The sequence below is a fragment of the Rothia sp. HC945 genome (assembly GCF_051370785.1).
In the GTDB taxonomy this organism is placed as follows: Bacteria; Actinomycetota; Actinomycetes; order Actinomycetales; family Micrococcaceae; genus Rothia.
On the sequence record NZ_JBFCSN010000004.1, the window covers coordinates 111,265 to 125,531 of the forward strand.

At 65.5% G+C, this 14,267-nt stretch carries 16 protein-coding genes; 8 read left to right on the forward strand and 8 right to left on the reverse strand.

From position 1 onward, the window contains the following. Window positions 1–15 precede the first annotated feature (15 nt). Window positions 16–1,044 (reverse strand): NAD(P)-dependent alcohol dehydrogenase, encoded by a 1,029-nt coding sequence (locus AB0Y14_RS11660; protein WP_436589433.1) that lies wholly within the window; start codon window positions 1,042–1,044, stop codon window positions 16–18. 640 nt (window positions 1,045–1,684) lie between these two features. On the opposite strand from AB0Y14_RS11660, the gene AB0Y14_RS11665 reads away from it, so the two are divergent. From AB0Y14_RS11665 to AB0Y14_RS11675, 3 genes are all read left to right on the forward strand, one after another. Then, on the forward strand, window positions 1,685–2,317 hold the full coding sequence (locus AB0Y14_RS11665) for a superoxide dismutase (protein WP_129315584.1): 633 nt from the start codon (window positions 1,685–1,687) through the stop codon (window positions 2,315–2,317). A gap of 188 nt (window positions 2,318–2,505) precedes the next feature. Next, a complete protein-coding gene (locus tag AB0Y14_RS11670; RefSeq protein WP_436589434.1) occupies window positions 2,506–3,867 on the forward strand; it encodes an aldehyde dehydrogenase family protein in 1,362 nt (453 codons plus the stop codon). Between the two features lie 141 nt (window positions 3,868–4,008). Next, window positions 4,009–4,491, forward strand: coding sequence for a pyridoxamine 5'-phosphate oxidase family protein (locus tag AB0Y14_RS11675; protein ID WP_436589435.1), 483 nt, complete (start codon window positions 4,009–4,011; stop codon window positions 4,489–4,491). 149 nt (window positions 4,492–4,640) lie between these two features. Here AB0Y14_RS11675 and AB0Y14_RS11680 read toward each other — a convergent pair whose 3' ends face one another. The 3 genes from AB0Y14_RS11680 to AB0Y14_RS11690 form a co-directional block, all read right to left on the reverse strand. Beyond that, window positions 4,641–5,486 carry an SDR family oxidoreductase gene (locus AB0Y14_RS11680; protein WP_436589436.1) on the reverse strand — a complete coding sequence of 282 codons (846 nt, stop codon included), beginning with the start codon at window positions 5,484–5,486 and terminating at the stop codon, window positions 4,641–4,643. A 115-nt stretch (window positions 5,487–5,601) separates the two neighbouring features. Next, window positions 5,602–6,318, reverse strand: a complete 717-nt coding sequence (locus tag AB0Y14_RS11685; protein WP_436589477.1) for an NUDIX hydrolase — start codon at window positions 6,316–6,318, stop codon at window positions 5,602–5,604. 92 nt (window positions 6,319–6,410) lie between these two features. Next, the gene (locus AB0Y14_RS11690) at window positions 6,411–6,734 is read right to left on the reverse strand and encodes a putative quinol monooxygenase (protein WP_436589437.1); all 324 of its coding nucleotides are present in this window, start codon (window positions 6,732–6,734) and stop codon (window positions 6,411–6,413) included. A 74-nt stretch (window positions 6,735–6,808) separates the two neighbouring features. On the opposite strand from AB0Y14_RS11690, the gene AB0Y14_RS11695 reads away from it, so the two are divergent. Next, a complete protein-coding gene (locus tag AB0Y14_RS11695; protein ID WP_436589438.1) occupies window positions 6,809–7,318 on the forward strand; it encodes an SRPBCC family protein in 510 nt (169 codons plus the stop codon). A gap of 53 nt (window positions 7,319–7,371) precedes the next feature. After that, complete coding sequence (locus AB0Y14_RS11700) at window positions 7,372–8,322, forward strand: phosphoglycerate dehydrogenase (RefSeq protein WP_436589440.1); 951 nt, start codon at window positions 7,372–7,374, stop codon at window positions 8,320–8,322. Between the two features lie 397 nt (window positions 8,323–8,719). Here the strand turns inward: AB0Y14_RS11700 and AB0Y14_RS11705 are convergent, their stop codons facing one another. Together AB0Y14_RS11705 and AB0Y14_RS11710 are read right to left on the reverse strand one after the other, a co-directional pair. Further along, window positions 8,720–9,961: an MFS transporter gene (locus AB0Y14_RS11705; protein WP_436589441.1), complete on the reverse strand. Its 1,242-nt coding sequence runs from the start codon at window positions 9,959–9,961 to the stop codon at window positions 8,720–8,722. Between the two features lie 51 nt (window positions 9,962–10,012). Continuing rightward, window positions 10,013–10,705: a GntR family transcriptional regulator gene (locus tag AB0Y14_RS11710; protein WP_436589442.1), complete on the reverse strand. Its 693-nt coding sequence runs from the start codon at window positions 10,703–10,705 to the stop codon at window positions 10,013–10,015. A 431-nt stretch (window positions 10,706–11,136) separates the two neighbouring features. On the opposite strand from AB0Y14_RS11710, the gene AB0Y14_RS11715 reads away from it, so the two are divergent. Genes AB0Y14_RS11715 through crcB form a run of 3 tightly spaced genes read left to right on the forward strand, consistent with a single transcriptional unit; the run spans window position 11,137 to window position 12,139 of the window. Next, the gene (locus AB0Y14_RS11715; RefSeq protein WP_436589443.1) at window positions 11,137–11,295 is read left to right on the forward strand and encodes a hypothetical protein; all 159 of its coding nucleotides are present in this window, start codon (window positions 11,137–11,139) and stop codon (window positions 11,293–11,295) included. Then, complete coding sequence (locus AB0Y14_RS11720; RefSeq protein ID WP_436589444.1) at window positions 11,292–11,762, forward strand: fluoride efflux transporter FluC; 471 nt, start codon at window positions 11,292–11,294, stop codon at window positions 11,760–11,762. Before AB0Y14_RS11715 ends, AB0Y14_RS11720 begins: the two co-directional genes overlap by 4 nt. After that, the gene (crcB, locus tag AB0Y14_RS11725; RefSeq protein ID WP_436589445.1) at window positions 11,759–12,139 is read left to right on the forward strand and encodes a fluoride efflux transporter CrcB; all 381 of its coding nucleotides are present in this window, start codon (window positions 11,759–11,761) and stop codon (window positions 12,137–12,139) included. Before AB0Y14_RS11720 ends, crcB begins: the two co-directional genes overlap by 4 nt. 464 nt (window positions 12,140–12,603) lie before the next feature. On the opposite strand, the gene AB0Y14_RS11730 is transcribed toward crcB, so the two are convergent. Further along, window positions 12,604–13,524, reverse strand: a complete 921-nt coding sequence (locus AB0Y14_RS11730) for an AEC family transporter (protein WP_436589447.1) — start codon at window positions 13,522–13,524, stop codon at window positions 12,604–12,606. A gap of 91 nt (window positions 13,525–13,615) precedes the next feature. Further along, window positions 13,616–14,203 carry a hypothetical protein gene (locus AB0Y14_RS11735; protein ID WP_436589448.1) on the reverse strand — a complete coding sequence of 196 codons (588 nt, stop codon included), beginning with the start codon at window positions 14,201–14,203 and terminating at the stop codon, window positions 13,616–13,618. Between the last annotated feature and the right edge of the window lie 64 nt (window positions 14,204–14,267).

Consider the following 14,267-nt stretch of genomic DNA (forward strand, 5'->3'; position numbering starts at 1 on the left):
GATCATTTGTTCCGGTCAGGGCACGAGGATCCCTCGACCGACCAGGCGGCCGGCGTCGAGGTCGTGAAAGGCATCCAGGGCGGCATCGAGGGGGTAGATGGAGGTGTGCAGCTTGACCCTCCCCTGGGCGGTGAGCGTCATGAGTTCGACCAGGTCGTTGTAGGTGCCCACCAGGTTTCCGATCACATTGATTTCCCGGCTGATGATCTCGATCGTCGGGAGTTTTGATTCGCCGCCGTAGCCGACGACGTAGTGAGAACCGCGATTGCGCAGGAGTCGCGGGGCCAAGAGCTCGACGCCCTGTTCGCCGACGAAGTCGAAGACGATCTGGGCTCCGCCGCCGGTGATGTCGAGGACTTGCGACGCGACGGCTTCGTCGTCGCCCGCGCGCACCGTGTGGTGGGCGCCGAGCTGTTGCGCGAGCTCGAGGGCTTCTTCGCTCCGGTCCACCACGGTGATTTCCGCGCTCGTGATGGCCGCCAGGGTCTGGATGCCGATGTGGCCGAGGCCGCCCGCGCCAATCACGACGGCGTGGCTGCCCGGGAACAACTCGTCGGCGGCCTTCCTCACCGCGTGATACGCCGTCAACCCGGCGTCGGCCAGCGCCGCCACGTCCTTGGGGTCCAATCCGTCGTCGAGTTTCACGACCGCCCTGGCGTTGGTGAGCAACTGGTCGGCCATCCCGCCGTCCACGCTGACGCCGGGGAAAGTCGAATTCTCACAATGTGAGTCCTGACCGAGGCGGCACGGCGGGCACAGCCCACAGCTGGTCAGGGGATGCATGATTACGGTGTCGCCCGGGCTGACGTTGTTCACGGCGCTTCCCACCTCGCGGACGCGCCCCGCGTTCTCGTGGCCAAGAATGTAGGGGAGACGCGGGTGCTGGATCGGCTCCCACTGGCCCTCGACGATGTGCAGATCGGTCCGGCAAAGGCCCGCGGCCTCGACGTCGACGATCACGCCCCATGGGTCGGTGATCCTCGGTTCGTCGACCTCTTCGAGCACAGGGTCCTTCCCGTATTGGTGGAGACGGATAGCCTTCACGGTGACTCCTCTTCGAGTGTAACTAAATGTGTTCCACAACACAGTCTCACTAGGCCACTCGGAGGCTGAGAAGTCCGGTTCTCGCGGAGTGAGAATAGGGCGCGGATTGCGTGGGCGGGTTTGGCTCTGTGGTCGGGCGGGCGGGCCGCGGCCGAGCGTGGCGGGTGGAGTTGCATGGCGGGTGGAGTTGCGAGATTGCTGGAGTTGCGTGGCGGTTGCCGGATTCGGAGGCGTTTGCCCCGGTTAGGTGGGGCTTGAAGCGCCACCTAACAGGGGTAAACGCCCCTCAAGCGGGTAACCGCCACCCAGCGGGCCCCCAACAGCCCCGCGTGTGTGGCGTGAAATGGTCGGCAAACGCCTCTCAACTGGGTAACCGCCACCCAACGGCGCCGGGCAGGGGTGCGACGGCGTCGGCAACCGTCCCAAAGCGGCAATCGAGTGCGTATGCGGCCCCCGCTCTCTGGGGAGGGGCACGGCCAAGGTCGGGTTCCGTCGGTGCGGAGAGGGTTGCGCCCGACGTCGCTGTGTTCAGCGGATCTTCGCTGGCGGCGGAAGATGTGACGTTTCCCTGGGAGGCGGCCGCGCCCTGGTGTTAAAGTCGGGAGTGGATCTATTAGCTGGATCACTGAAAGGATTGGTTATGGCTGACCAGTACGTACTTCCGGATCTTCCGTATGACTACGCAGCTCTCGAGCCCAACATCTCGGCTCGCATCATGGAGTTGCACCACGACAAGCACCACGCGACCTACGTCAAGGGTGCGAACACCGCTCTGGAGAAGCTGGAAGCGGCACGTTCGAGCAACGACCTCGCCTACGTGAACCAGCTCGAGAAGGACCTCGCCTTCAACCTGGGCGGGCACACCAACCACTCGATCTTCTGGAACAACCTGTCTCCGGACGGGGGCGACAAGCCCACCGGCGAACTCGCCGCCGCGATCGACGACTTCTTCGGTTCCTTCGACGCCTTCCAGGCGCAGTTCACTGCGACTGCCACGGGCATCCAGGGATCCGGTTGGGCCGTGCTGGCCTGGGACTCGATTGGTGAGCGTCTCAACCTCTTCCAGCTCTACGATCAGCAGGCCGGCAATGTCCCGCTGGGCCAGACCCCGATCCTGCAGCTCGACATGTGGGAGCACGCCTTCTACCTCGATTACCAGAACGTCAAGCCCGATTACGTCAAGGCATTCTGGAACATCGCCAACTGGGCGGACGCCCAGGAGCGTTTCGACCGTGCTCGTACGCAGACCAAGGGCCTCATCGTTCCCAACTAAGGAACACCGACCCTGATCTGGGCCCCGCACCCTCGTGGTGCGGGGCCTTTCGTTGTTCCGGCCTGTTCCGGCGTGCTCCGGCGGCTCGCGGTGACCCACGGGTCATCTCTCATGATGGGAGGATCTGGAAAGTCCTTCGGAATCCGGGAAGAGTCGTGACCACACCCGCCGCAACGTCGAGGAGCTGTATGTACGCCGTGACCAACCCCGCTACTGGCGAGACCGTGCACGAATACGAAAGTGCCACGGACGACGAGATCGAGTTCGCCCTCGAGACCCTCCACAACGGCTACAGGGCGGATCGGCAGTCGACCCCGTCCGAGAGGGCTGGTGCATTGCTCAAGGCCGCGGAGCTCTTGCGGGACAAGTCCGCTGAGCTTGCCGGCATCATCACCCGGGAGATGGGGAAAAGGAACACGGACGCGGTCAGCGAGGTCGAGATCGTCGCGCAGATCTTCGAGTACTACGGCTCCAAGGGGCCGGACATGCTCCAGGAGCAGCCTATCGAGGATTCCGATCAGGACGACGTCGTGCAGTACCGGCCCACCGGCGTCGTTCTGGGCGTCATGCCCTGGAACTATCCGATGTACCAACTGGCTCGGCTGATCGCCCCCAATCTTGTTCTCGGCAATACCTTGCTCATCAAACCGGCGTCCTCGACCCCGGAGTCGGCCTACGCCCTGGCCGACGTTCTCGCGGAAGCGGGCCTGGGTTCGGACGTCGTCCAGATCCTTCTCATCGATTCGGGGCATATTGGCGACGTCGTCCGCGACCCCAGGGTCTCCGGGGTTTCCCTGACGGGAAGCGAAGCCGCCGGAGCGTCGGTCGCCTCGATTGCCGGGGAACAGCTCAAGAAGGTCGTGCTCGAGCTCGGCGGGTCCGATCCGCTGATCGTGCTCGACGAAGAGAACATCGAAGACATCGCCGAACTGGCCGTTCGGACGCGGATGGAGAACATGGGGCAGGCCTGCAACTCCCCGAAGAGGTTCATCGTGATGGAAGAGGCCTATGCTCCCTTCGTTGCCGCGGCGAAGAGGATCCTGGAGACCGACTACGAGCCGGGAGACCCCCAGGACCCGGCGACCACGCTGGCACCCTTGTCTTCCTCGGGCGCGGTCGAGGCCATCTCCGAACACGTGGACCGCGCCGTCGCCCAAGGCGCCACGCTGGTCACGGGCGGAGAGCGCTTGGACCGCCCCGGCAACTACTATGCGCCGACGCTCCTGACCGACGTCGAGCCCTCCTCGGACGCGTACCACGAGGAGCTGTTCGGGCCGGTCGTCGTCGTGCACTCGGTCAACAGCGATGAAGAAGCGATCGAAGTGGCCAACGACTCGCCGTTCGGGCTGGGTGGCGCCGTGTTCGGCGGGGACCCGGAGAGGGCCGAAGCCGTGGGTGAGGGCCTCGAGGTCGGGATGGTATCGATCAACATGCCCGGCGGTACCGCAGCGGAGCTGCCCTTCGGCGGGGTCAAGAGGTCCGGCAACGGTCGGGAGCTCGGGAGGCTGGGGATCACCGAGTTCGCGAATCAGCGGCTGTTTCGTCGCTAGGTTCCGGGCCGGCCCCCGACGACGCCGGCCCGCGTTCCTCCGTGAGCATAAGCGGAACGCGCCTCTGGCCAGTGGGGCCGGCGAGGAGAAAAATGGGTTCCAGAGCCAACGCGCCGCATTTCACGATGGAAAGGAACCGCAATGTCCGACCTGACTCAGGAAAAGATCGTCGAGATCATGCGCAGCGAGCGTTTCGTCATGCTGACGTCCGTCTCCAAGAACGACGGAAGGCTACACTCGCACCCCATGACCCCGCAGAAGGTCACGGACGACGCCGAGGCCTGGTTCTTCATCGGTCTCCAGGGCGAACTCGCCGAGGACCTGATGGAGACATCCGAGGTGAATCTGGCCTTTGCCGAGGTTGGATCCTGGTTGTCGGTGTCGGGGCATGTCGAGTTCGAGAATGCGAACCGGGAGAAGATCGACGAATTGTGGAACGACGGCGTCGCCGCCTGGTTCGAGGGAGGCAAGGAGGACCCGAATCTGGGTCTGATGCGTTTCGTCGGGGAGTCGGCCCAGTTCTGGGGGCAGCCCGGCGGCAAGGTCGCTTCCCTGGCCCAGATCGTCAAGTCAAAGTTCACGGGAGACCGGCCTTCGGGCTCCAGCGACACCGTGGACCTCTGAATGATGGTTTCCGGACCGAGCTGATCGCCTGGGACGGGTGACGGGCCACGGTCCGGTCTTCCCACGTCGCGACGACGGCCCCGATCGACACTGGTCGGTCGGGGCCGTCCTCCGAGATTCTCAGAACGTGCCGCAGATAGTTCGTGTCCTCAACTGAATTGGATGCCCCCGTCCACGAGCATCGTCTGCCCGGTGATGTAGTCGGAGTCCTCTCCGGCCAAGTATGAGACGAGGCGGGCGATGTCGTCCGGAACGGACACGCGGCCCAACTGGATCGATTGCGCGTTCTCGGCCAGGGCCTCACCCCGCTGCTGACCGTGCTTGGCCGCGAGCTTTTCGTCGATCAGGTCCCACATGTTCGTGCCGACGATGCCGGGCCCGTACGCGTTGACCGTGATTCCGTATTCGGACCATTCCATCGCTGCGGCCTGGGTGAGTCCGCGGACTGCCCATTTGGTCAGCGAATACGGTCCAAGGAACGCGAAGGGCCGGAAGGCGACGATCGAGGCCGCACCGATGATCTTGCCCCCGTGTCCCTGGTCGACCATTTGGCGCGCGGCCAGGCGGTATGAATTGAAGACACCCTTGATGTTGACGTCAACGATCTTCTGGAAGTCATCGGAATCGTAGTCGAGCAACTCCTGCACCTGGGCGATCCCGGCGTTCGCGACGAAGACATCCAAATGCCCTCCCGCTTTGACCGCCGTGGACACGAGGGCCGCGACCGAGTCCTCGTCCGAGACATCGACGGTCGTGCCCGTCGCGGTGCCGCCCGCCGAAGTGATCGCCTCTACCGTTGAGTCGATGCCCTCCTGCATGGAGGGCAGGTCGGCCACGATGACGTGCAGGCCGTCCCGGCCCAACCTCTGCGCGATACCTTCGCCGATTCCTCGCGCGGATCCCGTGACCACGGCGACGCGTTGTCCCTCGGGCGCTTTGCGGCGGGCGGCTTCGACGGTAGAGAGATCCACTGACGTGGTGTCCTGAGTGCTCATGACTACTCCTCATTGAATATCGATAACGCGATCCATGACCTAGATCACATTCGCAGTCAATCAGGGCGCGTCCTCGGCACGGAATACGCCTTATCGCAGAGTGAAAATTGAATTCTTACGGATTCTCATCGTGACGCATGGCCGCGTCGTGCGCGGCCGCGCGGTACATGCCCAGGGGACCTTGGTCCGCGAAAGCCTGCGTGTGGTCGTAGCGGAACAGGCGCGGGGGCCGGTGCCTGGTTCCTTCCACGCGCTTGCCGGTGTCGATGATGGATTTCGACGCCGCGATCTGGCGCCGGAAATTCGCGGGATCCAGCGGCCGCTGAAGGATTGCTTCGTAGACCTCGCGCAATTCGGCCAGGGTGAATTCCTCTCCGAGGAAGGAATGCGCGATGCGTGAGTACTCGACCTTGTTCTTCAGGCGGTACAGGGCATAGTCGACGATCTCATTGTGGTCGAAGGCCAAACGCGGCAGGTCATCGGCTCGCATCCACCGGATATTCTCATGGACACGGGTGTTCGCGACGTCGGTCGCCGGAATCGACGCCCAGTAGACCACCGAGACCACCCGCTCGCTGGGCGGGGCGACCTCGTCGTACTCGTCCTCGGGTCCGGGGAGCCGGTGGACACGACCGAACGCGTACAACTGCTCGAGGTACCCGGGAACGAGGCCCGTTGCCCGTTCGAGAGTCGATGCGGCGGACATCTCGAGGGACAGCTCGGGGGAGAGCGGTCCGCCCGGGAGGGCGAACATCCCCTTGAAGGGTTCCCGGAGGCGCCTGACGAGGGGCAACCACAGAGAATGCGGTTCGTCCTTCTCTTCGCGCCTCATCGCAAGGATCACGGTCGACACGGCAAGTTGCACCGCGGCGTGGGCATGACTGGAGTCTTCGGGGACCGCGCCTGCAGGGGGCAGGGGGTCGCTCACTGGTCGATCTGGAGTTCGCCCATGCGATCCCAGTCGTCTCCCTCGACCTGGCGGGAGAGGATCTTCGGGGTCTCGACCAGGTGCGGGCGCATGCTTTCCAGACCGTTGGCGAAGTGCTCGCTGTTCACGTGGTCCGCGGCGGCGTCGTCGTCGAACGCTTCGAGGAGCACGTACTCATTCGGGTTCTCAACGCTTCGCGACCACTCGAACCACTTGTTGCCGGGTTCGGCGCGTGTGGCCTTCGTGAATTCGCGGGTGACCTCGGGGAACGAATCGGCCGACTCCGGCTTGACCTTGAACTTGACGATGATCGAAATCAACAGGAAACCTCCATGACGATGGATTGCTTGCACTCCCCATGGTGACACACGCGGCGGCTGCAAGAATGGGGTTCATGTGCATTCCTTTTGTTCGGTTCCTGGAAGTGCCCCGGAACGTCATCTCGGCCGAGACTGTTCTCGAGGCCTCCGACCCGCAGTCCGTGTACGACCTGGTCTCGGACGTGAGCCGTCATTCTCGCTTGGATGGTTCGGGCACGGTGCAACGCCGGGTTGCGGGGCCGGAACGGGCCGACGTCGGGGACAGGGTTACCCAGTCCATGAGGCTGTACGGGATCCCGTACCGCATCTCCTTCACCGTGACCCGCGCCGAGCCCGGGCGCGCCTTCGCCTGGCGCATGCCCACGGGCCACACCTGGACGTGGGAGGTCGAACCGACCGAGGGCGGCGGCGTCCTGGTTCGCGAAACCTTCGATGCGAGACCGGCTCGGCTCCTGGGGCTTCCCCTGGCCGGCATCTTCCGTCTCAATGGGTCCTTCGTGCGCAATCGGAAAGGTATTGCGACGTCGCTCGCTCGCCTGCACCGAACCGTGCCGCGGGGCCGTGGGTTAAGCCACGGGAGTTAATAGTCGGTGCATCCTCGTAGGCTAGGAACCAGGCCCGGACCAAGGAGGAACCATTGAAGATTCTGTTGCCGTCCTCGATCGAGATCGATCAGGGCAAACTGCGGCTGCACGACGGCGACACCGCGGTCGTCTACGACCCCACGTCTCCCGTCCCGGAAGAGCACGTGGACGCCGAGGTGCTGGTGGTCTGGGCGAATACGCCTGAACAGCTTGCCGACAGTGCCCGCCGTCTGACCGGTCTGCGCCTCATCCAGGCATTGCTCGCGGGGCCTGACCCGATTGTGAAGGCGGGGTTCTCGGAGGACATCGTGGTGTGTTCCGGAATCGGGCTGCATGACAAGCCGGTGGCCGAACATGCTCTCGCGCTGACGCTGGCGCTGGTGCGTTCGCTTCCCGAGCTCGGCACGGCGCACCGCGAGCATCGGTGGGCCTCCGAGCTGGGTGGCCCGCAGAAGCTGCACCCGGAGGGGCGTGTCGCCACACTGCTCGATGCTCAGGTCACGATCTGGGGATTCGGGTCGATCGCGTCGACGCTGGCGCCCCTGTACTCGGCTCTCGGAGCGCATGTCTCCGGCATCGCGCGGTCGACGGGCGTGAGGGACGGATACAACGTCGTCGCGACGGAGGAGAAGGACGAGCTGCTGGCCAGGACCGATGTCCTGGTCATGATCCTGCCCAGTGTGGAGGCCACGGAGAAGGCCCTCGATGCGGAGGTGCTGAGAACCCTTCCCGAGCGCGCCTACGTGGTCAACGTGGGTCGTGGTTCGACGGTGGACGAGGACGCCCTCATCCAGGCCCTCGAGGACCACGAGATCGCGGGCGCGGCGATCGACGTCGCCTCCCAAGAACCGCTGGGCTCGGACAGCCCCTTGTGGGACGCGCCCAACCTCATCATCACCCCGCACTCTGCGGGCGGCCGACCGGTCGACTCGGAGGACTTGATCGAACACAATCTGCGGGCCCTCCGCGGCGAGGGCGAGTACCGCAACGCGATGAACGCTTAGGCGGGGGCGCTCCCGCTCGTTCTCCTTCCCCGCCGGCGCCGAGGTGGCAGCCACGTGCGCCTCCCCGTCGCGAGGTGGCAGCCACGTGCGTTTTTGAGGAGTAAATCCGCACAAATGTGCCGCCTCGTCGCGGGATCCCGGCCTCTGGCTCCTGCGCATGGCGCCTGCACTGGCCCTTTGCGCGGGGTTTACCGGAATGCGAGGCGTTTACCCTCGTTAGGTGGCGGCGCAACCCCCACCTAACAGGGGTAAACGGCGCTGAATCGGGTAACCGCCACCCAACCCGCGCTGCCTGGACCGAGAGTCATGCTTTCCGACCAGCCCCGACGCCGCGCCCGCGCCCGCGCCCGCGCCCTACCCGACGCCGCGCCCGACTCCGCCGCCCCAGCCCCGGATGTCAGGCCCGTGCGGCCTCGGCACCGTTCGTCGGATCGGCGCCCGGAAGGTGCTTGCGGTAGAAGCTCGCGACCAGGGCGAGGCAGAGCAGGGCCACCGCGCCGCCCCCGACGAACATGACCTGGTAGGTGATCCAGGAGTTGAGCACTGCGAGGGCCGCGGGTATGAAGAAGCCCAAGTAGGTCAGGGAGTAATAGACGGCGGTCAGGCCGGCCAGGTCCTTGGGACCGGCGATGCGCTGAACTTCCTGCAACCCGGAGACCAGCAGCAGCCCGTACGAACTGCCGAGCATGGCCGCGGCCAGGGTCGCGAGCCAGGGATTCAGGGTGTACGAGGCCCATGCGGCGCAGACCATTGCGGGGACGGTGCAGGCCAGGGCGACGACGACGGCGCGCGCCGAGCGGACGTCGTCGAACCTCTTGCCGAGTTGCTGCAATATGAAACCGCACCCCAGCCCGACCAGGCACAACAATCCGGAGAATCCGATGTCGAGCCCTTGGGTCCGGGCGCTCACCACGGCGGGAAGAACCGCGTAGGCGCTGCCCGCGCACCCGAAGACCCAGGGGGCCATGGGGACCACGACCCAGAGGAATCTGCGGTGTTTCGCGGTGGGAATCCGGAGGTCGTCGACCAACCGGGCCGGCTCGGCCTGGCGACCATGCGTCTCAGGAGCCATCAGCGCGGCCGCGAGGCCGACAAGGGCCACGATCATGTGCACCACATACGGCGTCGCCGCTTGCCAGGGACCGAACTGCGCGAGCCCGGCGGCCACCGCGGCACCGAGGGCGAATCCTGCGGTCAAGGACATCGAGGCACGCCGGGCCCCGGCGGCGTCGTCGGCGGAGGGATCATAGGGCGCCATGGAGAGCTCTTTGATCCAGGAGCCGCCGACCACCATGCCCAGCCCCAAGCCAAGGCCCGAGAAGATCCTGCCGATGAACAGGACCGTGGGCGAGGCCGCACCGACGGCCAAGAGAACCGAGGCGATCAGAGCGAACGCGGGCCCCGGAATCATGAGCGGTCTTCTCCCCCAACGGTCGGAGAGCGGCCCGCCGACCAGAAGCGCCGGAACGATGCCCAGCACGTACGCGCCGAGGAGGACGTCCACCGCGCCGGTGCTCAGGTCGTCGAGATCCTTGTACATCACGAGAAGCGGGGTGAACTGGTTGCCGCCCCATGCGACGGAGAAGAGGGACGTGGCGGCGAGAAGCCACAGGGGGAGGCGGCGCTTCTGAGGAAGCAAGAGGGGGTCCTTTCGGGGGATTTGTGACTGGGGGTCGAGTGGCGACCGGTCTCAGGGGAGGAGGCGGTGGTGCACTTCGTTGAGGTGGGTGCCGAGTCGTTGCTTGAACCCGGCGGCGTCGCCCGCGGCAATGAGGTCGGCGAGTTCGCGGTGGTGGGCCAGAACGGCCTCGGCTTTTTCGTTGGATTTCCAGACGGCGCGCGCCGACATCCGGCGTTGCCGGTCCTTGAGGTTGTCGAAGAAGTCGATGAACAGCCCGTTTCCTGCGCGCAGGACGATGTGCTGGTGGAAATCTGCGTCGATCTTGGCGAAGTCGTCGTCGTTGCCTGCGTCGAGTGCCTCCGACTGGGTGCGGATCAGCTCGTTCAGCTCGTCCGCGACCTCCTGGCCGTGGCCCGACGTCGTGATGGCCTCGACCGCGTGGGACTCGACGACGATCCGCGCCTCGACCACGTCCCGCGCTTCGTTGGGACCGGCCTGCCGGATCAGGGCACCGCGCTTGGGGTACAGCGTCATCCAGCCCTCGGCCTGCAACCTCACGAACCCCTCGCGTACCGGCGTCCGACTGACCTGGAGCTCGGCGGCGATGTCTCCCTCGCTGATCAGGGCGCCTCCTTCGAGCCTGTGGTCGAGGATGCGGGCCTTGACCTCTCGGTACACGAGGTCGCCCGCGGGGGCGGGCTGGCGCTCCTGGGTGGCGGCGGAATCGGCTTCGGGGCGAGGCCTGGCGGATTTCTGGGGCACGGTCCGTTCCTTCGAGAATTCGCGTTCCTGGGGTTGAACGCAACATAGATACAAGTTGTACATTAGGACTCTCGGCTACTGACCGCAAGGGGTGGTGGCCGAAATGGGCGGCTTCCGGAAGCCGCGGTGTCCGCCATGTCGGGCGGTGGACACGTTGACTTCTCGGGGCACCCGCAATACGTTGAACTCATTGGACGGACATGCTCCGTCTTGGACGGGCACGCTCCGTCGCGGCGGTGGGGCTCGCCGTAACCCAACCTCGTTGTCCGCGGAACACTCCATGCGGAGTCTGGTGGAAAACGACAACAGTCCCTGCCTGTGCCATGTGGCGCGCCGTGAAACGGTGCGTCCGCGTCGGAAGGTAGGAGACCCATGAAACCCCGTACGCCGCGTACCCGCGCACTGACCCGCGCCCCGGGTGGTGAGGCGCGATGAACTCACACGGCGGAGTTGTCGCCGTCGGCATCGACCCACGGCAGCTCGAACCCATTCTCTCGACGGCCGGCTGGTTCGCTATCTCGACCGGCTCTCGCCCCGCGTGCTGTCTGGGCGACGTCGAAAAGCCGCACGGAACGAGCGGGGCGGAATGATGCGGAATCACGACCAGCCGCCCGCCCCGACCCCCCGTCCCGTGCACCTCCGTCCGGCCTATCTCGGTCTCGCATTTCTCGGCGGGACCCTCGGTACCGGAATCCGGTACGCGCTGACCCTCGTCTTCCCCGGGTCCGGTCATGCCATGGGCGCGATCCTCGCGATCAACCTGGTGGGGGCGTTGTGCCTCGGTTACCTTCTGGAGTCTGTCGGCCGCCGCGGGGACGACGTCGGTACCCGCCGGACGGTCCGCGTGCTCGTGGGGACCGGCGTCCTGGGCGGGTTCACGACCTACAGCACGCTCGCGACGAACATCGTCGAACTCCTGGGGTCCGGCCGAATCTGGACGGGGATCGGCTACGCCCTTCTGACCGTGGTTGCCGGAGTCATTGCCTCCGGCGCGGGGATCCTGGTGGCCGTGCGAACGACGACGTCGGTCCGCAACGACGAACGGAGCGCCACATGATCGATTGGCTCTTTCTCGGCGTCGCGCTCGCGGGTGGCGCTGGCGCGGCGGTGCGCATGCTTCTGGACGGTGTTATCAAACAGGCCCTGGGCAACTCGATGCCATGGGCGACCAATATCATCAACATCTCCGGCTCGTTCCTGCTCGGAGGCCTGACCGGCCTGCTCACCGCGCACGCCGTGGCGCCGGAGCTCCAGACGGTCCTGGGCGTCGGATTCATGGGAGGCTATACGACGTTCTCGACCGCAAGCGTGGAAACGTTCCGGCTGATGCAGGAGCGACGCTGGAACGCCTCGTGGGTCAACGCCCTCGGACTGCTCGTGTTCTCGACCGCGGCGGCCGCGGTGGGCCTGGGGCTCGGCAGCCTTCTCGGCTAGGGGCCCGGGGCGGTCTTCGGGTCGGTTTTCGGGTCTGCCTGTGGGTCGGTTTTCCGGTCTGGCTCGCGAGGTGGCAATTTTGTGCGGGTCGATCCCGCGAGGTTGCAGTTTTGTGCTGCTTTCGGGCCCGAAACCGCTCAAGACTGCCACCTCGGGACGTGGGACGCACACGACTGCCGCCTCGAGGGGGTTCCCGACGACGCCGGCCGCCCGGACTGGCCTCGCCCGCGTGGCGGTTGCCCGAATGAGAGCCGTTTGCCCTCGTTAGGTGATGCTCTAACCGCCACCTAACGAAGGTGAACGGCACCGAATCAGGTAACCGCCACTCAATGCGGCCACCCCCCGGCCCTCGGCCACCCCCGACCTGGGGCCGACCCCCGACCTGCGGCCGACCTCGGCCCGGAGCGGCTAACCTCCGACCCAAAACAAGCCTCACCCCACCTCGCCCGCGACACCACCAGCGGCTAGGCCATGATCGCTGCGATCACGAAGAGCGCCGGTATCGCGGCGATTGTCGAGAGGAGGACGATGTCCCTGGCCAGCGAGACATTCTGGTTGTAGCGCGAGGAGAAACTGAAGAGGTTCTGCGCCGTCGGCAGTCCCGCCAGGGCCGTGGCCGCGAAGAGGTCGTGCGGGGCCAGTCCGAAGACGTAGTTGCCCAGAAGGAACGCGGCTACCGGCATAGCCACGACCTTCAGGCCCACCGAGAGGAGGGTTTCGACCTTTTGGCCCTCGACCGTGAGCGGACGGTTTCCTCGCAGTGACATACCGAAGGCCACCAGGATCAGCGGGATCCCTGCCCCACCGATCAGGGTCAATGGCTGGTCGATGACTTCCGGGACCGGGACCCCTAGGGCGTTGACCAGTACACCGAGCACCGAACCGATGATGATCGGGTTGCGGAAGGGCTGGCTGATCACGTCCCGAGCAGACAACCTGCCTTTGGCGACGACGTCGAAGATCGCCAGGCAGACGGGAGTGGCCAGAACCAGCTGGAACAGCAGGATCGGGGCCACCTGGGAGGGGTCACCGAAAATATAGGTGGCCACCGGCAGGCCCATGTTGTTCGAGTTCAGCAGGGCCGCCCCGACGGCCCCGACCGTCACCCGGCCGACTCCGCGCTTGAGGAAAACCCCGGCGATCAGCGTGTACAGGGCGGCCATGGCCACGAAGCTCAGCGCGGCGACCGGTAGCCGTGCGGAGAAGATGACTTGGAGGTCCGACGTCGCCAGGGTCGTGAACATCAGCGCCGGCAGGGCGACGAAGAATGCGAATCGATTGAGGGTCCAGCCGGCGTTCTTGCCGAGCACACCCATGCGCTCGACCACGTACCCGATACCGACAACGATCCCAATGATGGCGAAGCCCTCGAGTACCCCGAGCATGCCGATCCTTCCGCTCGTGCTGATGTGGCGGTTTCAGCTTCTCCCGACGACGCCGCAGGCGCAAACGACGTTCATGATGAGAAACAGCCAGTCAGAGCGAGGAGACGATCCACAGGTGGCCCGCGCCGAGCAGCACACCGATCAACGACCCGACCACGATCTCGGGGACGGTGTGCTTCTTCAGGTACCAGCGCGACCAGCACACCGAAGCATGGACCACCAGCGAGAGGAGGATCCACCACGGGCCGAAGAGACCCGGAATCACCATGCCGAAGATCGCACTCATTCCGGCGTGGGCGCTGGCCTTGAGCCGGAAATTGACGAGAGCGATGATCAGAATGGCCACTAGCATCACGATGATGATGCTCTTCGTGGCCGCGGCGGCGGGCGCAATGAGCAGGACCGCGGTTCCCACGGCGATCGAGATCAGGGAGATGCCGTAGAAGACGTACCGCTGTTTCCGGTGGTAGATGAAGCGATCGCTGACCCGCCCGGTGTGTGCCATGTAGAGGGACAGGCCCCACGGGATCACGACGACGGCCACCACGCCCACCACGGCCTGCCACACCCAACCGGGGCCCGTGCTCGCGGGCACCCCAATGAGCAAAGCGGTCGCGAGAATGAACGGGGAGAAGATTTCTGTGCCGGTGAATGCGGCGGCTCGTCGAAGACTGTGCACGGATCCACTCTAGGCAGAAACCGGCGGTCTCCTGGGACATGCGGCCGCCGGGCACGGCGCCGTG